Source organism: Pelagibius sp. Alg239-R121 (assembly GCF_947331435.1).
Classification (GTDB): Bacteria; Pseudomonadota; Alphaproteobacteria; order Kiloniellales; family Kiloniellaceae; genus Denitrobaculum.
Window position 1 is genome coordinate 222,311 of the sequence record NZ_CAMZOF010000008.1, and the last position, 21,642, is coordinate 243,952.

Here is a 21,642-nt window from a genome sequence, read left to right on the forward strand (position 1 = left end):
ATATAAGGCCACCCTGCGGCATGCGGGGCCGGGGATGATCAGAGCCCCATAAGAGATTTTCGTTCGGAGCGTGGCGCAGTCTGGTAGCGCACTTGGCTGGGGGCCAAGGGGTCGCAGGTTCGAATCCTGCCGCTCCGACCAATTCCTTCCCCCGTATCTTCTTTCCCTGCTTTAAGCTGACGCAAGAAGCACACTTGCGATCTCTATCTTGAATCGATCCTGATTTTGAATTGACCCGTTACGGCCTGCGCATGGGGTGGCGTCAAACGCCCGTGGCATTGCTTCCCCTACGCCTGTTCGATTGGATTTTCGCCCTCGTATGTCCAGCGGTAGTCTGGTGGTGTCGGCCCCTTATTGCGCCCGCCTTGTTCCATTTGCTCCCAGGCATGGGCGACGATGCCGATTGACCGAGAAAGGCAAAAGAGGCCACGGGCCAGTGGCGGCGCAAAGCCTAGCTCTGCGAAGATGACCGCTGTAGCGCCGTCAATGTTCATGGGAACCGCTCTGCCCGCTTTGCTTTCCAGGTAGCTTTGGACGGCTGTGCCGATAGCGCCAAACCGACCAGACACGACGCCATTCCTGGCGGCGTCCTCAACAAGCGCGAGAAGGCGGGGAGCCCGCGGATCACGTGGTTTATGAAACCGGTGGCCGAAGCCCGGGATATACTTACTCTTTTCGGTCTGCCAGACGTCGATCCTGCGTGAGGTCGCATCTTCAAGAGGAACCCCTTCCGCCGCACAATGCGCGATCTCGTGATAGAGTTCTACGGACTGTTCGCCGGCACCGCCGTGCACGTCATCAAGAAAGTTGACTGCCGAAGCCAAAGCGCCGTTGAGGTTCAACCCGCAGGTGACAGCCATACGGGCCGCGGCGATGGAGGGCGCCTGCGGGCCGTGATCTACGGCTGCGACCAGGGCGCATTCAAGCAACTTAGCTTCGGCGTCACTGGGGAGCTCGCCACGGGTCATCAGCCAGATCATTTGGGGCAGGGTGACACTCCCGATCAAATCCTCGATCGGGCGGCCACGCATCTGGATCCGGCCCGGCGCCATATCAATGATCGAAGTGCGCCACCAATCGCTGACGTCGCTCATAGGACTTTCTCCTTTACCAGCTTATCGATCTCTTCGGTGCTTAGCCCAAGTGCGCCGTAAACTTCGTAATTATGTTCTCCGAGTTGGGGCGGCGGGCTCTTCACCGCGGGCGCTTTGCCATCCAGCTTGATTCCCGTACGCATAACCTGAATGTCTCGTTCTGCACCCGGTACGTCGGCAAAAGCTCCGATCATGCCACGTTCGCTTATTTGAGGCTGCTCCAATACCTCCGGGACATCCAAGACCCTCCCAGCCGGGACACCTAACCGGTTGAGCTCAGCCGCCCAGTCCTTTGCAGGACGGGTTTTAAGGGTTTTCTCCAGTTCCAGCTTTAGGGCCGCCCGGTTTTTCTTACGAAGCTCCCGGCTGATGAAATCGGAGTTCCGCAACAGGTCTTCTCGTGCCAGGAGCCTACACAGACTCTCCCATTGTTCCTGCTTATTGGCGGCAATATTGAGGGGGGCATCGGCTGTGAGGAAGGTCCCCGAGGGAGCCGAAGTGAAGTTCTCGTTGCCGTTTGCACTTGGGTGTTGACCAGCGATCAACCAGTTGGACAGGACCCAGCCCATAGTGGCCATGGTGGCTTCAAGCATCGACACGTCAATGAAGCTGCCGCCTTCAGATGTACTGCTGTTGGAATCACGCCCCTGAAGTGCGGCAGAGATGGCAAATGCCGCGGTCAGCCCGCCGATGGTGTCGCTTATGGGGTAGCCGACGCGATAGGGCGCGGTGTCCGAATCACCGGTAATGCTCATGACGCCGGAGACGCCCTGAATAATCTGATCGTACGCCGGCAGATCGCGCCAGGGACCATCCTGGCCGAAGCCGGAGATGGCACAATAGATAAGGCGTGGGTTGATCTCCCTGAGCACATCCCAACCCAATTTCAGGCGCTCCATGACTCCGGGCCGGAAGTTCTCAACCAGGACATCGGCCGACAGCACTAGTTTTTTCAACAGTGCGGCGCCTTTGGGATTCTTCAGATTAAGAGTTATCGATTGTTTTCCTGCGTTCTGCGCGAGAAAAGAAACCCCCATAAATTTATGATTCAGCGTTTGATCGGCCCCAAGCTGCCGCGCCAGGTCGCCGCGCCCTGGTACTTCAACCTTAATCACCTCCGCTCCCAGATGAGCGAGCTGATGGCAGCAAAAGGGGCCAGCAAGCACGTTCGACAGGTCAAGGACCCGAATTCCAGATAAAGGGTGCATAGCAGTCCGTTCCTTGCATGAACTTCTCTCGTCGGCCTTTATCTATGTCGCTGGTTGTTCTGTCTGCAAGAATGACGTTCTGCTATTCTGCTGAAGAGAACGCAGTACGAGGAACAAGGCAGAGATGAAGGAACAACGCGTCGAAGCGGTAGAGCGGGCTCTTTCCATCCTGGAGGCTTTTGGCGAAGACAGGCGGCAATCGACGCTGGCGCAACTCGCTGAGGAAACCGGGCTCTATAAAAGTACGATTTTGCGGCTTTCGGCCTCATTGGAGCGCTTTGGGTATTTGACTCGTGACGAGGCTGGGCTTTTTCGTCTCGGTCCCAGTGTGTGGCGGTTGGGATCCATCTATAGGCGCAGCTTCGATCTTGGTGAACGGATTCGCCCCGAATTAAGGCAGCTGGTCGAGGAAACCGGTGAGACCGCATCCTTCTATGTCAGGGAAGCAGCGGAACGCGTGTGCCTCTACCGGGAGAACTCCCGGCACCCAATCCGACACCATTTGGATGAAGGCGTTCGTCTGCCGATGGACCGCGGGGCTGCTGCTCATGCGCTGCGCGCCTTCACAGGGGCGCAAGATGAGGCAAGTGACGAGATCAGAAGTGCAGGCTTTTATGTGTCCGTTGGAGAGCGGAACCCTGATCTATCGGCGGTCGCGGTCCCCTTATTAGGCCGGGACGGGCACCTAAGGGGCGCTCTTGCCGTCTCAGGGCTAACATCTCGCTTTGCACAGGCCGAACGTACGCGGAGCATCTCACTGTTGAAAGCTGCTTCAACAAGGCTTTCCAAGTTGCTGGATTAGCGCATTTTTTTGCGGTTTTTTCTGCAGTTTTTGAATGCAAAAAACAGCGTGTCCCGCGGGTGTCACAGCGGCACGGATGCGGCCTTTTACTGACACACTTTTGCTCGGATCTTGTCCCTTCTCGGTTGTGGTTGTCAGACATACATTTAACCACGCAACTTATTGTAAATCGTAACCAAATTGGGATACAGACTATGAAAAAGTTACTGACTGCACTCTCCGTTCTCGCGTTCTTGGGTTTTGCCGGCGCGGCCAATGCAGAAGAAGCTTCCGGTCGCATCGCCATGGCCGATCCTGGAACCAACACCTTGACCCTTGAAGACGGCACGACCTTTGAGGTTGTCGAGGGTGTTCCGCTTGACGGTCTGGCACCTGGAACCGAGGTCACGGTTTCTTTTGAGCAGCAAGACGGCAAGAACGTTGCAACGTCGATCGCACCTGCTCAGTAAGCGGTTGCACTGACGCTGAGGGCACGGGTCGAAAGACCCGTGCCCCTTGCTCAAAGGTTTTGAAATTTTAAAGCGGCGACCGACCTGTCGGTTTGCGCGAGGCTTGTCGGCTTTCCTGGCTCACCAAGGGTGTTGCCAGGTGAGCAGGTGGGGTCAATTTGTTTTTGTCGTGTCCGGATTTGACGCTGTCACCTTCGGGCAGGCATCGATGCTGTCGTCGAGAGATGCCCAGGCGTCTTCCGGCGCGAGATGGGCCAGTTGGGCCACCTTGAGCTGACAGCGGATATCCGAAATGGGGATGACCGTTGTCTCGCCCGCAATCGGTACGCTTAGGCTCTGGCCGTTACCGCCGGGTACCGAAAGCTTTGCCGTGCGATAGCCCCGCACGATCCCCAGTAAATTGCCGGTTTCACCGTTGAATACGCCACCACCGCTGGTGCCGTAGCTCACTGTCGCGTCGATCAGGCTGATCGGTCCGCGCGTGATGGAGCCTGGATCGTCATTCGCCTGCACCACCTGGCTGACGAAACCGTTGACGACTGTCACGCGGCGTCCCCAGGGGAAGGAAACCACCCAAATGTTTTCACCTAAACGCGCGTCTCCCTGAAAACGGACCGGCGTTGCGCCTAGCGGGACCGTTTCGAGCAGTGCGATATCCTTTTCCGCGTTGACGGTCAGGATCTGCGCTTCGGTGCGCTCTGCATGACCGGGCAGGGCGACGAAAACCTTTTGGGAAACCTGGGGTTCCAATAAATGGGCCGTGGTGACGATATAGGATCGATCACTATCCAAGGCAAAAACCACGCCGGAGCCGGTACGTCGACGGCCATCCTCACGTTCGGTGAAGAGTTGAACCGAGGAGGAGAGAGCGGATTCGATAATCGTGTCGGCCGTTGTTTCTGGCTTCACTGTCGCACAAGCGGTGGCGCTCAAAAGCATTCCAACGCCGACAAAGCGGGCAATCCGGCGCAGCACCGGCGCCGGCCGGTCGAAGATATTGGGTAAGGCGAAGAAGGATCTTGTCATCTCTATATCCGCTGTTCAAATCCACCTGTGGCAAAATTGTGATACCAGAATTATGGTTAACACTTAGTTATCGCCTGTCTACAATTTCCACTCATTTCTCGTTCGGTTTTCAAAAACACCGTTGCAAATTTGCCTAAACACGAACCTGGCCGCTCACTGGTGATGAACGCGATTGGCGATTTTTCCTAATGCCTTGTGCTTGGCGGCTGCAGTGCGGTTGGCAAGGGAAAGCAGGGAGAAGCTTACCCAAGAACGTTCTTAATAGAGTGCAGGAAAGTATTGAAACTCCACAGGTTTTAGGCTTATTCTTTTAGGTGATTTTAAGCAGGCTGTTTTTGTGCGGGCGAATTGTGGCATTCCCTGCCTTTCGAAAGTTATAGTGTCGCGGGTATTCAGGCAGGGGGAATGCCGTATCACGAAAAGTGCAAATCTGTGTGAAGCATGACAAAGTTGGGCAGGGATTCAGCTTTGAACGCGGATTCGAACCAAACGAACGGGGCCTCTAGAAACACCCAAATCAGGTTCGCTGCGTTCGCTTCGCGTATTGTTGGTTTACCTATGTTCGTCGGTCGTCGTATTGTCTCGGTTGCGACCACTCCTGGCGATACAACCTCGAGATATTGACGAGTAAAATTTATGGCGTCGCAAGAAAACTTGGATTTTGAGGCATTGCTGGCTCCCATTGAGGGCGAAAACAGTGCCGGCGAGAACTTGAGGGACGATGCCTCGCCGACCTCGGTCTACTATCAGATCAAGGATGCGCGTTCAGCAGCACGGGCGGCCGAACGCAATATGGAGATGGATGAAGAGCCTTCGGGCTTTCTTGATGAATGGCGCTCCATCCTCGAATTATCACCTGATGTGATCGCTACCCGATCGAAAGATCTGGAATTAGCGTCCTGGCTGACCGAAGCTCTGCTCCGTGCCAACGGATTTGGCGGCTTGCGCGACGGCTTTCGTCTCATTCACGGTATGATCGAGAACTTCTGGGATGATCTTTATCCGCTTGAAGACGAGGATGGCGTAGAGACCAAGGTTGCGCCTTTGACCGGATTGAACGGTGATGGCGGCGACGGCACCCTGATTCAGCCGATCCGCAAAGTTTTGATCACACAGGGCAGTTCGGACGAGCCTTATGCCTACTGGCAGTACGAGCAGGCCGGCGAACTAGCGAAGGTTGCGGACGAAGAAAAACGCCAAGCCAGAATCGCGGCCGGCGCTTTGACCATGGAACAGATGACCCGCGCGGTTTCGGAAACCCCGGCGGCTTTCTACAGCGAACTGGTTGACGATCTCAAAGCCGCCCTTGAGGAGTTTGCGAAGGTAAATGCGCTTCTCGATGAAAAGTGCGGCATGGATTCGCCACCGGCATCGAACATCCGAAATCTGTTGCAGGCTATACTTGATGAGGTCGGTTTCCTGGCGAAGGACAAGCTGGTTGTCGATGCGCCGGCCGCCGAGGATGGTGAGGGTGCCGAAGCAGGAAATGCTGCGGAAGGCGGTGGTCAAGCAGGGGCGGGACCAGCTGTCGCAGGAGTCATTGCGAACCGCGAGGACGCTTTTAATACGCTGCTTAAAGTCGCAGACTATTTCCGGAAAACGGAACCCCATTCGACGATGTCCTACACGCTGGAAGAATTGGTGCGTCGCGCTCGAATGCCTTTGTCGGACCTGCTTGTCGAGCTGATTCCCGATGCAGAGGCCCGTCGCGGATTCCTGATGCGCGCGGGTATCGCACCACCGGCAGAGGATGGATATTAATGAAGCCGGTGGTCGCGCGATGACGGCCGCCGGATAGATCGTAGAGAGATCAGAGGATTAAAATGCAGGGACGGCAGTCGCCGGGTAAAGTTTTTGGTAATTTGTGTTAGAATGAACGGCGAAATGTAAGGCCGTTGGAGAGTGTTCATGGCAGCCGCGGATTTCATGGCGCTTAGGTGCGTTGCAAGCGCGGCAATTCATACAGTACGAGCAACCGAGGACAGGGATCATGGCTAGTATTCACAAAAAGTTGGAGCGCGTTCGTAAGCCGCGGGTTCACATCAGCTACGACGTCGAGACCGAAGGCGCCGTCGTGCAGAAAGAGCTGCCGTTTATTGTTGGTGTCATGGGGGATTTCTCCGGCGACCCGACAGAACCTCTGGCGTCCTTGAAAGACCGGAAGTTCGTTCAGATTGACAGGGACAACTTCAATCAGGTCATGGGGCGGATTAACCCGGGACTGCAGATGAAGGTCGAAAACACACTCAAGGGCGATGACAGTGAAATGGCCGTCGACCTGAAGTTCCGTTCAATCGAGGATTTCGAGCCGGGCGCTGTGGTCAATCAGGTGCCGGCACTGAAAAAACTTTTGGAAACCCGCAATCAACTGCGCGATTTGATGAGCAAAGTCGATCGCTCGGAAGATCTCGAAGCTCTGCTGGAAAAGGTTTTGCAGAACAAAGATGCCCTCTCGGAACTCCAAGGTGAGTTGGGTGTCGAAGAACCGGCTGAAGGCGACGAGGATAAAGGGAGCGAGTAATGAGCCAGACCGAAACAGATGCCAAAGCCGAAGCCCAAACAACAGAGGCTGAAGGCGAAGTCAGCCTGCTGGAGCAGGCGATTGGCGCAACCAAGCAGACTGAACCGGAGCGCGCGACGGAGCTCCTAAAGACGCTGACCGAAGAAGCCCTCAAGGGTACGGTCAGTTACAGCAAAAACCTGACCGTCACTTTCAATCAGGCCATTTCGGAAATCGACGCAGCAATGTCGAAGCAGTTGGCTGCGGTCATGCACAACGAGAAGTTCCAAAAACTGGAAGGCTCCTGGCGCGGACTACATCACCTGGTGATGAACTCCGAAACCAGTGCCACGCTTAAGATCCGGATGATGAACGTCTCGAAGCGTGATCTTTACAAGGATCTGAGCAAGGCCGTTGAATTCGATCAAAGCCAGACCTTTAAGAAGATCTACGAGAACGAGTTCGGTACTCCGGGTGGCGAGCCCTTTGGTGCGATGATCGGTGACTACGAGTTTACCAATCATCCCGAGGATGTTGAGCTGCTCAGCAGTATGTCGAATGTGGCGGCAGCATCCTTCGCACCGTTCATTTCGGCCGCGGGTCCAAAACTCTTCGGGTTTGATGATTACAACGAGCTTTCGAAGCCGCGTGATCTCGAAAAGATTTTCGAATCGATTGAGTATGCGAAATGGCGTTCGTTCCGTGAGAGCGAAGATTCACGTTTCGTCAGCCTCGTGATGCCACGTGTGCTGGCGCGCCTGCCTTATGGTGAAAACACCAAGCCGGTCGAGGAATTCGGCTTCGAGGAAGGCGAGATGGATGCCAGCGGTGCAGCCAAGCCGATGGGCCACGAAGAATACACCTGGATGAATGCTTCCTACGTGATGGGCACTAATCTAACCAACGCCTTTGCACAGTATGGCTGGTGTACCGCCATTCGGGGCGCGGAAGGCGGCGGCCGGGTCGATGATCTGCCTAGCCACGTCTTCATGAGTGACGATGGCGATCCCGATCAGAAATGCCCGACGGAGATCGGCATTACCGACCGGCGTGAAGCCGAACTCAGCAAGCTTGGTTTCCTGCCGCTCTGTCACTACAAGAACACCGATTACGCCGTGTTCTTCGGTGCTCAGACCACGCAGAAACCAAAGAAGTACGACCGGCCCGAGGCCACTGCGAACGCGGCGATTTCTGCCCGCTTGCCTTACATGATGGCGTCTTCACGTTTTGCCCATTATCTGAAAATCATGGCGCGGGACAAGATCGGCTCCTTCATGGAAGCTTCGGATTGCGAAGACTGGCTAAACCGCTGGATCCTGAACTACGTCAACGGCAATGCCAGTTCCGGTCAGGAAATGAAAGCCAAGTATCCCTTGGCAGAAGCCAAGGTGCAGGTGAAGGAAGTTCCCGGTGCACCGGGGTCCTATAATGCCGTGGCTTGGATGCGTCCGTGGTTGCAGATGGAAGAGCTCACAACTTCCATGCGGATGGTTGCCAAAATTCCTCAAATCGGCGGCTGATCACGCCGATTAAGGGGATGTCCGGCGCCGACGATTGCTGTTGCAGTGGCCGACCGGCTGACGAGAGTCAGCCGGTGGTCCCTCACAGATCGAAGCCAATCCGGACGGAAGTGCTGTTATGACTCAAGCCGCAGTAACGCTCGCCGGTGTCTCCGCCGCACTTCGGGAGCGGCGTTCCGAGGCCGTGGGCAGTACGAGCCAGGCAACGGGTGTGCTGGGTGACGGTGACCGGCTGCAGTCCTTTCTTTCGACCTCGCATATCGTCCAGGGTCTGCGCCTGTGGTTCGGCGACGGCAAGCTGCTCGAACCGCCGTGTGACAGAAATGCGATCCTGTCGGCACTGGACCGGGATATTGCGTACCTGGACCGATTGCTCTCTGAGCAGGTCGACGCAATTCTTCATCATACGCGTTTTCAGAAACTGGAAGCTTCCTGGCGCGGTGTGGATTATCTGGTCGATCAATCCGATGACGAAGCGGGCGTAAAAATCAAATTGCTCGATATCTCGTGGGCTGAGGTCACGCGGGATATGGAACGTGCGATTGAGTTCGACCAGAGTCAGCTCTTTACCAAGATCTACGAGAACGAATTCGGTATGCCGGGCGGTGAACCCTATGGCGTGCTGATCGGCGATTACGAGGTCAGGCACAAGCGTGGCAAGAACCATCCGACTGACGATGTCTCGACGATGAAGTCACTTGCGCAGGTCGCTGCGGCGGCCTTTTCACCCTTGATCGTTGGTGCCGCGCCCGAGTTGCTGGGGCTGGACAGCTTCCGGGACCTGGGGATCCCACTTGATCTCAGCGCGGTTTTTAAGCAGCCGGAATATGATCGCTGGCGCTCGCTGCGGGAACTGGAGGACTCGCGTTTTATTGGCGTCACTCTTCCGCGCATCTTGATGCGCTTGCCTTATAGAGATGGGGCGGCGCCGGACTACGGCTTCCGCTATATCGAAACTGTCTCCGGCAATGACGACAGCCGTTATCTCTGGGGCAGTGCCGCTTATGCTTTCGGTGGTGTTCTGATTAGGAATTTTTTCGACAGTGGCTGGTTCGCCGATATCCGCGGCGCGGCGCGGGATGTGGTCGGGTACGGATTAGTGCCTGGACTGACCGTGCAAAGCTTTGGGACGGATCGCAGGGGCATTGCAATCAAGTACTCCAGTGACGTTTCTATTTCTGAAATTCAGGAGATGGAACTCAGCAATCTGGGTTTCATCCCCTTGAGCAAATGCTCCAACAGTGAATTCTCAGTTTTCTACAGCAATCAGTCAGTCCAGAAGCCGCAAACCTTTGACCGGGCATCGGCCAATGTGAATGCAAGGCTTTCCGCCATGCTGCAGTACATCCTCTGTGTTTCACGTTTCAGTCATTACGTGAAGGTCATGGGGCGCGACCGGGTTGGCTCTTTTATTTCTGCCGAGGAGTGCCAGGATTTCCTTCAGCGCTGGCTCCTGAACTACTGCTCGGCCGTCGATGGGGCTTCGCCGGAACAAAAAGCGAAGTACCCGCTCCGCGAAGGTCAAGTCGCTGTGCGCGAAACACCGGGGCGTCCGGGCGTGTATGCCTGTACGGTTCATCTGCAGCCGCACGCACAGCTCGATCAAGTTATTTCGACGTTCAAACTCGTGACGGAACTTTCTTCCGTCGGTCCCGCTTGAAGTGATTTCTGAAAGGATCAAATTATGGCCTTAAACGCAAAAGAGCTCTACCAGGCGGGTAATCTGGCCGATGCAATTTCCGCCATGAACGATGAGGTTCGCAGTAACCCAGTCGATCAGGGACGGCGCGGTTTCCTGGCCGAATTGCTCTGTTTTTCAGGCAATCTGGAGCGCGCTGACAAGCTGCTTGATGTTATTTCGACCCAGGATCCGGACGTGGCTGTCGGCGTCGCCATGATCCGGCAGTTAATCCGGGCTGATCGAGCGCGGCGCGAACTGTTTAGTGCCGGCCGGGTGCCGGAGTTCCTGGAGAAGCCGTCAGAATCTCTGAGCAAACACCTTGAAGCAGTGACGCTATTTCGCCAAGGCGATGCCGCATCGGCGGCGAAGCTGCTCGAGGAAGCGGAAGCGGCGCGTTCGAATCTCAGCGGAAGCAGCAACGACAAGCCGTTCGATGATTTCAGGGACCTGGACGATCCGACGGCTTCTTTCTTTGAAGTTTTAACCTCTACCGGCAAGTATTTCTGGGTCGAGATGTCGCGCGTCCGGGAAATGGAATTCCACGCGCCAGAACGCCCCATGGACTTGATCTGGCGCCGGGCCTCGGTCGACGTTGTTGAAGGTCCGGACGGCGACGTTTTTATACCCGCGATCTACGTTCCGCCGGCTGACGCTCTCGAGGAGGGGCAGGAGGTCGACGATCAAGCTCTTCTCGGACGAAGCTCCGACTGGATCGGTGAAGAGGGCAGTCCTGCACGGGGCGTGGGGCAACGTTGTTTTCTGGTCGGAGATGATCTTGTGCCGATCATGCAGCTTGAATCCCTTCAGTTCAACGTAGAGGCCTGAGGGTCCTATGGCGCGGATCGATCCCGATCAACCTATCCTGCCGTCGGTTCTCGATCGCTTGCTTGACGATCATCCGGACGAAAGCAGGGATCGGCCGAAATCGCGTGGCCAGCCTTTGCTTGAGTTGCGCAACGCCATTCGCAGGGATCTGGAAGCGCTACTCAATACGCGCCGGCGCCATCTTTCCTGGCCGTCCGGACTGAAGGAACTTGAGCATTCCTTGATCAACTTCGGTATCCCTGATGTGACACGGATTGATGTTGCGACTCAGCAGGACCGGGAAAATTTCTGCCGCGAGCTGGAGTTGGCGATCCGTAGGCATGAACCGCGATTCCAGTCGCTGAAAGTCGTTATGCTCGACAATGCGGAGCCGCAGGACAGGACGCTGCGCTTTCGTGTGGACGCTTTGGTCTATGCCGATCCGACCCCCGAGGCGATGATCTTTGATTCCAGCCTGGACCCTGTGACCCACAATTTTTCGGTGACCAAGCCCAATGGCTGATGAACTGCTGCCATATTACAATCGTGAACTCACTTACGTTCGCAAGCTGGCGGCTGAATTCGCCGATGCGCATCCTAAAATCGCCGGTCGACTAAGATTGAGTGCGGATGCGGTGGAGGATCCGCATGTTGCAAGATTGATTGAGGGATTTGCCTATCTGACTGCGCGCATCCGGCACAAGATCGATGACGATTTTCCGGAGCTGACCGATGCCCTGATCGGGGCACTCTATCCGCATTATCTGGCGCCGATTCCCTCAATGTCTATCGTCCAGTTTGATTGTCAGGCGGATCACACCGGGTCCTATGAGGTGCCGCGACAAACAGAGATCGAGACCGAACCTGTTGGCGGCGAAAGCTGCCGCTTTACGACCTGTTACGATACGACGATATGGCCTATCGCCGTGGAAAATGCCAGCCTGTCGGGCCGCCCCTTGGCGGCTCCCGCCAATCCGCGCGGATCCGGTGCCGTGGCGGTCTTGCGCTTGAGCCTGAAATGCCTGACCAAGGAAATGACCTTTACTCAGCTGGGTCCGGAAACCCTGCGGTTTTTCCTTCGGGGCCAACCTCAGCAGGTGCTGCCTCTGCAGGAACTGTTGTTCAACAATGCGGTTTCAATTGCTCTGGCTGATGGGGTTTCGGACCCAAATCCCGTCATATTGGGTCCGGATGCGATCAAACAGGTTGGCTTCGAAAGAGACGAAGGTGTCCTGCCATATCCGGCGCGGTCATTTGTTGGCTATCGTCTCTTGACCGAGTATTTTGCCTTCCCCGAAAAGTTCCTGTTCTTCGATTTGAGCGGCCTTGAGAGTAAGGTTTTGCTCGATGCCGGCAATAAACTCGAAGTTTTCATTTACCTAAATCGCTCCTCGAACGATCTGGAACGCAGCGTTACGGCTGAAACCTTTGCGCTCGGCTGTACGCCGATGGTGAATCTTTTCGAACAACGTGCGGAACCTATTGCGCTGAATCAGACGTCCCACGAACACCGCGTGGTCCCGGACGCCAGACGCGAAGGTGTCACCGAAGTTTTTTCGATCGACTCGGTCACCATGTCGTCGCCAGACGGCGATACCATGGATGTGGCGCCGTTCTATTCTCTAAAGCACAGTGGTGATCCGCGCCGCGACCATCGCTTTTGGCAGGCTGCAAGGCGTCCGGCAGGTCAGTTCGACCGTGGTACCGAAGTCTACCTGTCCATGGTGGATCTCGACTATACACCCTCTATGCCTGCAAACTGGACGGTATCTGTCGGCATCACCGGGTTGAACCGTGACCTGCCTGGAAAGCTGCCCTATGGGGGTGGCCATCCTTATCTGCAACTGGTGGAGGGAGCTTCTCCGGTCGCCAAGGTCAACTGCCTGACTGCGCCGACCGAAACGCTGCGCCCGCCGGCTGGTCCGAGGGGATATTGGCGTCTCATCTCTCATCTCAGCCTGAACCACTTATCGATCACCGATGCTGAAAGCGGCGAAGGAGCCGATGCGTTGCGTGAAATCCTGAAGCTCTACGATTTCAGGGATTCGGCCGAGACACGCGGCGTGATCGATTCCGTCTTGTCCGTTAAGAACCGGCGGGTCGCCGCACGCGCTGCGTCGTTGGGCGTGGGTGGGGTTTGCCGTGGCATGGAAGTTGAAATCGAGTTCGACGAGAAGGGCTTTTCCGGTAGCGGCCTATTCCTTCTGGCACAGGTGCTCGAACGCTTCCTCGGCCTCTATTGTTCCATCAATTCATTCACCCGTCTGACCGCCCGTGTGAAGGGGCGTTCTGGAGTACTGCGGAAATGGCCACCAAGAGCCGGCGACCGGACTCTTCTCTGATCGACGAACTGTTTCGCGAACCTCACCGCTTCGGGTTTTACCAAGCGGCGAGACTGCTCGAATCGGCTGAGAAAGCGCGTGCGCGCCGTCGCGGACCCGAAAGCGAATCTGAAGGCGATGGCGAGCATGACAACGGCCATGATGCCCGCCGGAACAGCTATGGGGTCGTGGGTGAAGATACGCCACCCGGCCTCGAGGCCGTAAGGTTCCGCGCCTTACCTGCTTTACACTTTCCGCCCAACGAAATTAGCCGGGTTGTTCAGCCGGAAGTCGAAGGCAAGGGAGAGAAGAGCGCTCCTCCGGTGGAGATGACAGTCGGCTTCATGGGGCTCACCGGACCGAGCGGAGTTTTACCTGCTCACTATACGGAGACCTTGATTCGCGAGACCCGTTCTAAGAACACGGCTCTACGTGACTTTTTCGACCTCTTTAATCACCGGGTCATATCACTGTTTCTTCGGGCCTGGGAAAAGTACCGGCTGCCTCAGGTCTACGAGCGCACGGGGCGGGAACGGGAAGATCCGATAACCGCGAGCCTCTTCGCGATGATCGGCTTCGGAGAGAGCAACCTCCGCAAGCGTCTGGCATTTGACGACCAATTGCTGCTGCACTACGGCGGTCATCTAAGCCATTCGCCGCCGTCCGCCGTCGCTCTGGAAGCTCTGTTGTCAGATTTTTTCGAACGCAAGGTAGAGATCGACCAGTTTCAAGGCCGTTGGCTTAGCTTGGCAGCGGACGAATGCACGTCACTGCCAGCGAACCCGGTCATGGACCCGGGTTTCTGCCAGCTGGGTGTCGACGCTGTTGTCGGATCCCGGGTCTGGGATGTGCAGAGCAGTTTCCGGATTCGGATGGGGCCGTTGAGTTACGCACAATTCTCGGCCTTTATGCCCGAAGGTGGAGAATTGCTGAAGCTCGCCCAGATGACCCGCTTGTTCGTCGGGGCGGACAAGAGCTTTGACGTACAGCTGACCTTACGCGGGGACGAAGTCCCATTGTTGCAGCTTTCCAATGAGCAGGAGGGACCTGGGCCGCGCCTGGGATGGAACACCTGGTTCAGTCAGAGTAGTCAGCGCGGTGACGTTTCCGATGCCGTGTTCTCATTGGACAATTACGAATAAACGGGGAAAGTGAATGAGTTCTTGGGATGCGGGGTATATCTCCGACATTGAGTATGTGCCCGGCTTTTATAAGCAGCAGGCGCCCGTTTATCTGAATTTTGCCTGCCTGTTAAACGGATACGAGCCGGTCGCGCTCGAGCGCGGTTTTACCTATTGCGAACTCGGCTGCGGGCAGGGGCTGACCGCGATCATGCTGGCGGCAGCAAATCCGCAGGGCGAGTTTCACGCCATGGATTTCAATCCCGCGCATATCGTAAGGGCGAACGATCATGTCGCCGAGACCGGACTCTCCAATATCACGTTTCATGAGCGAGGCTTCGACGACTTTGCCGAAGGGCGGGTCGAGGACTTGCCGCAGTTCGATTTCATCACGATGCACGGTGTCTACAGCTGGATCAACGATGAGAACAAGCAGGCAATCGTAAAGTTTCTCTCCCGCTATTTGAAACCGGGCGGGGTCGTCTACGTCAGTTACAACTCGATGCCCGACACGACGGCTGGTTTGCCGCTTCAAAGGATGTTTAGCGAATTTGCGCGTCTTATGCCTGGGCGCAGTGACCTTCAGGTCGAGCGGGCCTTAAAGTTCGCCACCGAACTGCGCGACAGTGGTTCCCCTTTCTTTGCCGACAATAAACGGCTCGACTACCTGATCAAGACCTGGGAAGGCGAAGGCGGGCACTATCTGGCCCACGAGTACCTCAATGCGCATTGGACTCCGCTCTATCACGCAGATGTTGCGAGAGACCTGGCGCCAGCCAAGCTATCCTTTGTCGCCACCACCATTCTACTTGAGAACTTTCCCGATCTTTCCCTGAAGCCGGAACAGCGAGAGGTCCTCGACAAGATTCAGATTCCCGAAATTCGCGAGACCTTCAAAGACTATTTCATTTCGCGCACTTTACGTCAGGACGTCTTCGTCCGTGGTGCGCGCCGGATGAGCCGGAAACGTCAGGCGCAGCTCTTCACGGAACTTTCGCTCGCCAGTGTGATTCCGCGTCAGGATGCTTCGACGAAAATCTTGTCACCGCGTGGACACATCGAGGTGGCTGCGGACGTTTATAATGAAGTGTTCGATGCACTTGCCCAGTCGCCATTGTCCATGGGTGAGATTATGAAGCTTCCCTCGATCAGGAATCATCCAGATTCAACCATGCAGGAGATCGCAGGCATCCTGATTGGCTCCAATCAGGCACAGCCAATGTGTTCTTCGGCGCGGGGTACGGAAGCGAACAGCTTGCGCGCTTTTAATCATGCTATGCTCAAGCAGTCGCGCACAGACAACAGTCAATTGTCAGGTGCCTTGGCGTCGCAACGACTCGGAAGTGCGGTTCCGGTCACCAGCCTCGAAGCTTTCACATATTGGGGATTCTGCGAAGGATTGTCAGACGACATGGACGCATTTGCGTCGGTCGTTTGGCAGACCTACGAGGATCGTGGCGAGCGCATGCTAAAGGGTGGAAAAGCGATCGAAGGCCGAGAAAACAACCTACAGCACGTATCTGAAAAACTTCAGGAAGTTCTGACTCTCAAGAAGCCGATCTGGGAGGCGTTGGGTATGCTTTGAGCAAAAACAAAGTGCTGTCGCAAAAGGCTCATTTTGGTACTGTAAGAATAGGGCTTACGGTTTTCGCGAAAATAGCGTAAAACTACAAATCGGATGCATACATATGAATTGCATCACGAGAAGGGGGACAGATGGCTGCAGTGGATTTAAAAGCGCTAGTCGGTAAACTGAATACGACCTGCCGGACATCGCTCGAGAGTGCGGCGGGGCTCACGCTTTCACGCAGCCACTACAATATTGAGATCGAGCATTGGCTCTTAAAGATTCTTGAGAGCAACAACACCGACCTGCAACTTCTGCTACGTCATTATGAAATCGATGAATCACGGCTCATTGCAGATCTGACGAAAGTCCTCGACAAAATTAAGACCGGCAACAGCCGGGCTCCTGCGCTTTCGCCACAAGTCGTGAAGCTTGCACGCGAAGCCTGGGTGCTGGCGTCTCTGCAATTCAGTGCGCCGAAAGTACGGTCCTGTCATTTGCTTTGTGCGCTGCTGCTTGACGATGGCCTGTCGCCGATCGCAAGAGAGAGCTCAGCCCAGTTCGCGCGAATCCCCGCTGATGTACTGCAGCGCGACATGATGAAGATTGTTGCCGACAGCGACGAAGCTATCGGCGAGGCAGCCGCCGCGGTCAGCGAAGGTGGTGGCGCACCGGCGGCGCCCGCCGGCGCTACCGGAGGTACGGCTTTAGCGCAGTTCACCATCAACCTCACACAGCGAGCCAAGGATGGTTCGATTGATCCTGTCCTGGGGCGCGATCCCGAGGTCAGGCAGATCGTCGATATCCTGACTCGGCGACGTCAGAACAACCCGATCCTGACTGGAGAGGCCGGTGTAGGTAAGACGGCTGTCGTCGAAGGTTTTGCTTTGCGCCTTGCGTCGGGAGACGTGCCGCCCGCTTTGCAGAATGTTGCACTCCATACGCTCGATCTCGGTCTGTTGCAGGCCGGTGCCGGTGTAAAGGGAGAGTTCGAAAATCGATTGAAATCGGTCATCGAAGAAGTCAACGCCTCGCCGACGCCGATTATCATGTTTATTGACGAAGCCCACACCCTGATCGGGGCTGGCGGACAAGCCGGGCAGGGCGATGCGGCCAATCTTCTGAAGCCGGCGTTGGCCCGAGGTGAGCTGCGGACAATCGCCGCGACGACCTGGGCGGAATATAAGAAATACTTTGAGCGGGATGCGGCTCTGGCACGGCGCTTCCAGGTGGTGAAGGTCGAGGAACCAACCGAGGCCGTTGCCATCGAGATGATGCGCGGGCTGGTTGAGACGCTGGAGGCCCACCACGGTGTTCGCATTCTCGATGAAGCCGTAATCGATGCAGTTCGATTGTCTCATCGTTACATTCCCGGACGCCAGTTGCCCGATAAGTCAGTCAGCCTGCTGGATACCGCCTGTGCTCGTGTCAACATGAGCCAGGCCGCCGTGCCGCCAGAGATCGAAGATCGTCGGCGGCGCCTTGAGCAATTGGATGTGGAGATGGGCATCCTGGAGCGCGAATCCGTAACAGGTGGCGCCCACGCGACAAAACTTGGCGAGATCGCCGAGCAGAAGGAGCGTGTCAGCGGGGAACTGGCGGACCTTGAGGAGCGTTGGTCCAAGGAACGCGAACTGATTGATGGCATTCGTGACCTCCGCGACAAACTGGAAGCCGCACATGGCGGGAACGGTGCATCCGAAGGTGAGGCGGCCAAAGATGGAGCTGAGGAGGGAGCCGAGCCAGCGGAACCGGCGTCCGAAGAGGACATGAAGAAATGGCTGTCCGAACTCGCGGATCTGAATTCACAGCTTGATGACCTGCAGGGCGAAGCGCCCTTGTTACAGGTTTGTGTCGACGGTCAGGCCGTGGCCGCCGTTGTGGCCACCTGGACCGGTATTCCGGTTGGACGGATGGTTTCAAACGAGATACGCCAGGTCCTCAATATCAAAGAAGACTTGGAGAAGCGGATTATCGGGCAGTCTCATGCATTGGATGCTATCGCCCAGGCCATGCGGACCTCCCGTGCCAAGCTGACAGACCCGCGTAAGCCAATCGGTGTGTTTCTGTTTTGCGGGACAAGCGGTGTCGGCAAGACTGAAACGGCGCTCTCGCTTGCCGAGCTTTTGTATGGCGGTGAACAGAACGTCACGACGATAAACATGTCGGAGTTCAAGGAAGAACATAAAGTCTCCACCCTGATGGGATCGCCACCAGGCTATGTCGGTTACGGCGAGGGGGGCGTCTTAACAGAAGCCGTCCGGCGCAGGCCCTACAGTGTCATTCTGTTCGATGAGATGGAAAAGGCACACCAGGGCGTGCAGGACGTGTTCTATCAGCTGTTTGATAAGGGTATGTTGCGCGATGGCGAAGGGCGCGATATCGATTTCAAGAACACCGTTATAATTATGACGTCCAATGCCGGCACGGATACTATCGCCGGCCTTTGCGACGATCCGGAGACCATGCCCGATGAGGCAGGGTTGGCCGAAGCCTTGCGTCCGGAATTATTAAAGGTATTTAAGCCGGCGTTTTTGGGACGCGTAACGCTGGTACCGTACTTCCCGCTGAGCGACGATGTCATCAAAGGTATCGTCAAGCTGCAGCTAAACAGGGTCGCAGCCCGTGTGCGGGAAAACTACAAAGCGGAGTTTAGTTACGACCCCGGTTTGATCGATTCGATTGCCGAGCGTTGCAAAGAAAATGAGAGCGGGGCTCGGAACATCGAAAGTATTCTCTCCCGAACTATGTTGCCTGAAATGTCAGCGTTGTTCCTTGAGCGTATGGCTGAAGGCGGCGAAATCACAGACGTCAGTGTTTCGGTAGACGAAAGCGGCGGTTTTGAGTACCGTATCGGGTAAATATTCCCAACGGATTCAAAGCCGCAAAAATCGCGGGATTTATTTGTTGAGCCCGCAGTCAAAGCAAACTGTAACGTTCTTTTGGAGGTAATCAGACCATGGCGATTTACGTAAAGTATGAAGGTATAGACGGCGATGCGACTCATCAGGATCACAAAAAATGGATCCAGGTTGAGTCGATGCAGTGGGGCACAGGCCGTGCGATCATGACGACCACCGGCAGCACGACCGGCCGTGAAGCCTCCGAGCCTTCGGTCAGTGAAGTCACCTTCGCTAAAGTGCTTGATTCTTCATCTGCGCATCTTTTCACCGAAGCGACCACCGGTGTCGTCGGCAAAAAGTGCGAGATCCACCTCGTCAGCACGGGTAGCCCTGGAGAGCTATATTTGACCTATGAGCTGACCAATTCCCTTGTGTCGGGATACAGTGTCAGCAGCGGTGGTGATCGCCCCAGTGAATCGGTGAGCGTCAACTTCACCAAGGTCGAAATGAAATACACGCCTTTCGACGAAAACCATAAGGCGGGCTCGCCGATTCCGGCCGGTTACGACATGACGACGACCAAGAAGGTCTGATCCTATTCGGTTTGATCTTGCGGCCTGCGGGACGATTTTTTTCCTCGTGTCGTGGGCTGCAAGTGTGACTGCTAGGGTTCAATAAGTCGTTCGCACGGCATTAGGGGGCACAGCACCGATCGTGGCTTGGGAACAAGAAGGCAGGCTCCTGACCATCGAAAGTCCTTTGGGGAAAGATAAGCTTTTGCTGTCTTCTCTTGAAGGTGAGGAGCAGTCGTCGCGCCTGTTCCGTTTCGATCTCGAGCTGCTTTCTGAAGATCTAGAGATCGACCCCAACAAACTGCTCGGAAAGAACGTTTCTTTTAGCGTTAGGCTATGGGGTACGGATGAGCTCCGCTGGTTTGACGGCATTGTCAGGCGTTTTGCTGCTGGCGGGATCGCAGGTCAGGGCCTGCGCAGTTATCGAGCGGAAATCGTTCCCAAGTTTTGGCTTTTGACCCGAACGTCTGATTGTAGAATTTTCCAGGAAAAAACCGTCAAGACGATCATTGAAGATGTCTTTTCCGACGCCAGTTTTTCTGATTATGAATTTGATATAAACACAGATTCTCCGACGCTTGAATACTGTGTTCAATTCAACGAAAGCGATTTCAATTTCGTATCGCGTTTGATGGAGCGTTTCGGATTTTATTATTTTCATAAACACGAGCAAGGCAAGCACACACTGGTGATCGCCGATCATAAGGGCGCATATGAAGATGCGACCCAATCGGAGGTCGAGCACAGACCAGGCAACGTTTCGGGTGGCATAATTAACTCCTGGGTTCCCAGCCACGAGTTCAAGACCGGAAAGTGGGCACAGCACGATTATAATTTCACTACCTCGGCGACGGAATTGAAGGGGCAGGCGAATACGGTCCTGAAGAATTCGGAATTTAAGAAGTATGAGATCTATGAGTACCCGGGTCTCTATTCGACCACCGGCGAAGGAACCGCGGCGACCAAGCTGAAAATGGAAACCGAAGAGTCTTCGTACAAGACGGTTGAAGGCGGTGGCGACTGTGCGAGTTTTTCACCCGGCTACAAATTTACAATTTCCAAACATGAGATCGATTCTGAGGTTGATCAGGAATATGTCCTGTCGCGGGTCATTCACCATGGGCGAGACCCGACGTTTTTGGGCGGCGCCGGTCAAACCGCGAGCTATGCCAACGAGATTGCCTGCGTGCCGAGCGACATTGTTTTGCGCCCGGAACGCATTACGCCCATCCCCAGAGCCAATGGCCCCCAAAGTGCGGTCGTCGTTGGTCCGTCGGGAGAGGAAATCGATGTCGATGAACATGGCCGCGTCCATGTGCAGTTTCATTGGGACCGCTATGGCGAAGATAATGAAAAGAGTTCCTGCTGGCTGCGCGTAACGCAGATGTGGGCAGGTAAAAACTGGGGCACCGTTTTTACGCCGCGTGTCGATATGGAAGTCATCGTCAGTTTTCTTGATGGCGACTATGATCGGCCGCTGGTCACTGGCTGTGTCTACAACGACCAGAACAAACCACCCTACAGCTTACCTGCAAATAAGACTCAGAGCGGGATTAAGAGTCGCAGTTCGAAAAGCGGTGGTGCAGAGGATTTCAACGAGCTTCGGTTCGAGGACAAGAAGGGCGAAGAAGAGGTCTATTTTCATGCGCAGAAGGACTTTATGCGCAAGGTTGAGAACGATGACACGCTGGAAGTCGATCACGACCAGAAAATCACGGTTACGAACGACCGGACGATCGAAGTTTCGGACGGAAATGACAAACTGACAGTTGCTACAGGAAACAGGACGACGACCGTTTCCAAGGGAAATAAAAAGCTGTCGGTCAAGCTGGGCAACATCGACGTTAAGGCCGACGCCGGAAAAATTACGGTCGAGGCCATGCAGTCGATCGAATTGAAGGTTGGGTCCAATACAATCAAAATCGATCAAAGTGGTATTAAGATCAAAGGCTTGATGGTCACCGTTGAGGGCAGCATCAAGACAGATGTGAAGTCGCCGATGACGACGGTTGAGGGATCTGGAATGCTGACCGTCAAAGGTGGAATAGTTATGATCAATTAAGTGTTCTCTATGTGACAAGAGGTTCAATCAGGAACTTTGGAATAGTGTGGTGGATCAACTGGGAAACATGGC

17 protein-coding genes and 1 tRNA gene are annotated in these 21,642 nt (G+C 55.5%); 15 read left to right on the forward strand and 3 right to left on the reverse strand.

Annotation, left to right across the window (positions count from 1 at the left end; genetic code table 11):
* Nucleotides 1-64: 64 nt before the first annotated feature.
* Nucleotides 65-141 (forward strand) — tRNA-Pro (locus QMZ18_RS25290).
* 146 nt (nt 142-287) lie between these two features.
* Here QMZ18_RS25290 and QMZ18_RS25295 read toward each other — a convergent pair.
* Entirely contained in the window at nt 288-1,094 is an 807-nt protein-coding gene (locus tag QMZ18_RS25295) for a citryl-CoA lyase (protein ID WP_282609154.1), read from the reverse strand.
* Nucleotides 1,091-2,302: a CaiB/BaiF CoA-transferase family protein gene (locus QMZ18_RS25300; RefSeq protein ID WP_282609155.1), complete on the reverse strand. Its 1,212-nt coding sequence runs from the start codon at nt 2,300-2,302 to the stop codon at nt 1,091-1,093. Before QMZ18_RS25300 ends, QMZ18_RS25295 begins: the two co-directional genes overlap by 4 nt.
* Nucleotides 2,303-2,426: 124 nt before the next feature.
* Between QMZ18_RS25300 and QMZ18_RS25305 the strand changes: the two genes are divergently transcribed.
* Nucleotides 2,427-3,104, forward strand: a complete 678-nt coding sequence (locus QMZ18_RS25305; RefSeq protein WP_282609156.1) for an IclR family transcriptional regulator — start codon at nt 2,427-2,429, stop codon at nt 3,102-3,104.
* Nucleotides 3,105-3,298: 194 nt separating this feature from the next.
* On the forward strand, nt 3,299-3,553 hold the full coding sequence (locus QMZ18_RS25310) for a DUF1344 domain-containing protein (protein ID WP_282609157.1): 255 nt from the start codon (nt 3,299-3,301) through the stop codon (nt 3,551-3,553).
* Nucleotides 3,554-3,706: 153 nt separating this feature from the next.
* Here the strand turns inward: QMZ18_RS25310 and QMZ18_RS25315 are convergent, their stop codons facing one another.
* Nucleotides 3,707-4,579 carry a serine protease gene (locus QMZ18_RS25315; protein ID WP_282609158.1) on the reverse strand — a complete coding sequence of 291 codons (873 nt, stop codon included), beginning with the start codon at nt 4,577-4,579 and terminating at the stop codon, nt 3,707-3,709.
* Nucleotides 4,580-5,215: 636 nt separating this feature from the next.
* On the opposite strand from QMZ18_RS25315, the gene tssA reads away from it, so the two are divergent.
* The 12 genes from tssA (at nt 5,216) to QMZ18_RS25375 (ending at nt 21,570) form a co-directional block, all read left to right on the forward strand.
* On the forward strand, nt 5,216-6,340 hold the full coding sequence (tssA, locus tag QMZ18_RS25320) for a type VI secretion system protein TssA (protein ID WP_282609160.1): 1,125 nt from the start codon (nt 5,216-5,218) through the stop codon (nt 6,338-6,340).
* A 229-nt stretch (nt 6,341-6,569) separates the two neighbouring features.
* Entirely contained in the window at nt 6,570-7,100 is a 531-nt protein-coding gene (gene tssB, locus QMZ18_RS25325) for a type VI secretion system contractile sheath small subunit (protein ID WP_282609161.1), read from the forward strand.
* Nucleotides 7,100-8,599 (forward strand): type VI secretion system contractile sheath large subunit, encoded by a 1,500-nt coding sequence (gene tssC / locus QMZ18_RS25330; RefSeq protein ID WP_282609162.1) that lies wholly within the window; start codon nt 7,100-7,102, stop codon nt 8,597-8,599. Before tssB ends, tssC (QMZ18_RS25330) begins: the two co-directional genes overlap by 1 nt.
* Nucleotides 8,600-8,717: 118 nt before the next feature.
* Entirely contained in the window at nt 8,718-10,259 is a 1,542-nt protein-coding gene (tssC, locus tag QMZ18_RS25335; protein ID WP_282609163.1) for a type VI secretion system contractile sheath large subunit, read from the forward strand.
* A 24-nt stretch (nt 10,260-10,283) separates the two neighbouring features.
* Entirely contained in the window at nt 10,284-11,105 is an 822-nt protein-coding gene (locus QMZ18_RS25340; protein WP_282609164.1) for a type VI secretion system accessory protein TagJ, read from the forward strand.
* Between the two features lie 7 nt (nt 11,106-11,112).
* Nucleotides 11,113-11,607 (forward strand): type VI secretion system baseplate subunit TssE, encoded by a 495-nt coding sequence (gene tssE / locus QMZ18_RS25345; RefSeq protein ID WP_282609165.1) that lies wholly within the window; start codon nt 11,113-11,115, stop codon nt 11,605-11,607.
* A complete protein-coding gene (tssF, locus tag QMZ18_RS25350; RefSeq protein WP_282609166.1) occupies nt 11,600-13,426 on the forward strand; it encodes a type VI secretion system baseplate subunit TssF in 1,827 nt (608 codons plus the stop codon). Before tssE ends, tssF begins: the two co-directional genes overlap by 8 nt.
* Nucleotides 13,390-14,547, forward strand: a complete 1,158-nt coding sequence (gene tssG, locus QMZ18_RS25355; protein ID WP_282609167.1) for a type VI secretion system baseplate subunit TssG — start codon at nt 13,390-13,392, stop codon at nt 14,545-14,547. The genes tssF and tssG overlap by 37 nt, the downstream gene beginning before the upstream one ends.
* Nucleotides 14,548-14,560: 13 nt before the next feature.
* The gene (locus QMZ18_RS25360) at nt 14,561-16,111 is read left to right on the forward strand and encodes a class I SAM-dependent methyltransferase (RefSeq protein WP_282609168.1); all 1,551 of its coding nucleotides are present in this window, start codon (nt 14,561-14,563) and stop codon (nt 16,109-16,111) included.
* A 131-nt stretch (nt 16,112-16,242) separates the two neighbouring features.
* Complete coding sequence (gene tssH / locus QMZ18_RS25365) at nt 16,243-18,954, forward strand: type VI secretion system ATPase TssH (protein WP_282609169.1); 2,712 nt, start codon at nt 16,243-16,245, stop codon at nt 18,952-18,954.
* Nucleotides 18,955-19,052: 98 nt separating this feature from the next.
* Nucleotides 19,053-19,529, forward strand: a complete 477-nt coding sequence (locus QMZ18_RS25370) for a type VI secretion system tube protein Hcp (RefSeq protein ID WP_282609170.1) — start codon at nt 19,053-19,055, stop codon at nt 19,527-19,529.
* Between the two features lie 121 nt (nt 19,530-19,650).
* Nucleotides 19,651-21,570: a type VI secretion system Vgr family protein gene (locus tag QMZ18_RS25375; RefSeq protein WP_282609171.1), complete on the forward strand. Its 1,920-nt coding sequence runs from the start codon at nt 19,651-19,653 to the stop codon at nt 21,568-21,570.
* Nucleotides 21,571-21,642 lie beyond the last annotated feature (72 nt).

Bases quoted from the DNA above. Each gene is read 5' to 3' on its own strand.
- QMZ18_RS25295 (WP_282609154.1), bottom strand. From the start codon at position 1,094: ATGAGCGACGTCAGCGATTGGTGGCGCACTTCGATCATTGATATGGCG.
- QMZ18_RS25300 (WP_282609155.1), bottom strand. From the start codon at position 2,302: ATGCACCCTTTATCTGGAATTCGGGTCCTTGACCTGTCGAACGTGCTT.
- QMZ18_RS25305 (WP_282609156.1), top strand. From the start codon at position 2,427: ATGAAGGAACAACGCGTCGAAGCGGTAGAGCGGGCTCTTTCCATCCTG.
- QMZ18_RS25310 (WP_282609157.1), top strand. From the start codon at position 3,299: ATGAAAAAGTTACTGACTGCACTCTCCGTTCTCGCGTTCTTGGGTTTT.
- QMZ18_RS25315 (WP_282609158.1), bottom strand. From the start codon at position 4,579: ATGACAAGATCCTTCTTCGCCTTACCCAATATCTTCGACCGGCCGGCG.
- tssA (WP_282609160.1), top strand. From the start codon at position 5,216: ATGGCGTCGCAAGAAAACTTGGATTTTGAGGCATTGCTGGCTCCCATT.
- tssB (WP_282609161.1), top strand. From the start codon at position 6,570: ATGGCTAGTATTCACAAAAAGTTGGAGCGCGTTCGTAAGCCGCGGGTT.
- tssC (WP_282609162.1), top strand. From the start codon at position 7,100: ATGAGCCAGACCGAAACAGATGCCAAAGCCGAAGCCCAAACAACAGAG.
- tssC (WP_282609163.1), top strand. From the start codon at position 8,718: ATGACTCAAGCCGCAGTAACGCTCGCCGGTGTCTCCGCCGCACTTCGG.
- QMZ18_RS25340 (WP_282609164.1), top strand. From the start codon at position 10,284: ATGGCCTTAAACGCAAAAGAGCTCTACCAGGCGGGTAATCTGGCCGAT.
- tssE (WP_282609165.1), top strand. From the start codon at position 11,113: ATGGCGCGGATCGATCCCGATCAACCTATCCTGCCGTCGGTTCTCGAT.
- tssF (WP_282609166.1), top strand. From the start codon at position 11,600: ATGGCTGATGAACTGCTGCCATATTACAATCGTGAACTCACTTACGTT.
- tssG (WP_282609167.1), top strand. From the start codon at position 13,390: ATGGCCACCAAGAGCCGGCGACCGGACTCTTCTCTGATCGACGAACTG.
- QMZ18_RS25360 (WP_282609168.1), top strand. From the start codon at position 14,561: ATGAGTTCTTGGGATGCGGGGTATATCTCCGACATTGAGTATGTGCCC.
- tssH (WP_282609169.1), top strand. From the start codon at position 16,243: ATGGCTGCAGTGGATTTAAAAGCGCTAGTCGGTAAACTGAATACGACC.
- QMZ18_RS25370 (WP_282609170.1), top strand. From the start codon at position 19,053: ATGGCGATTTACGTAAAGTATGAAGGTATAGACGGCGATGCGACTCAT.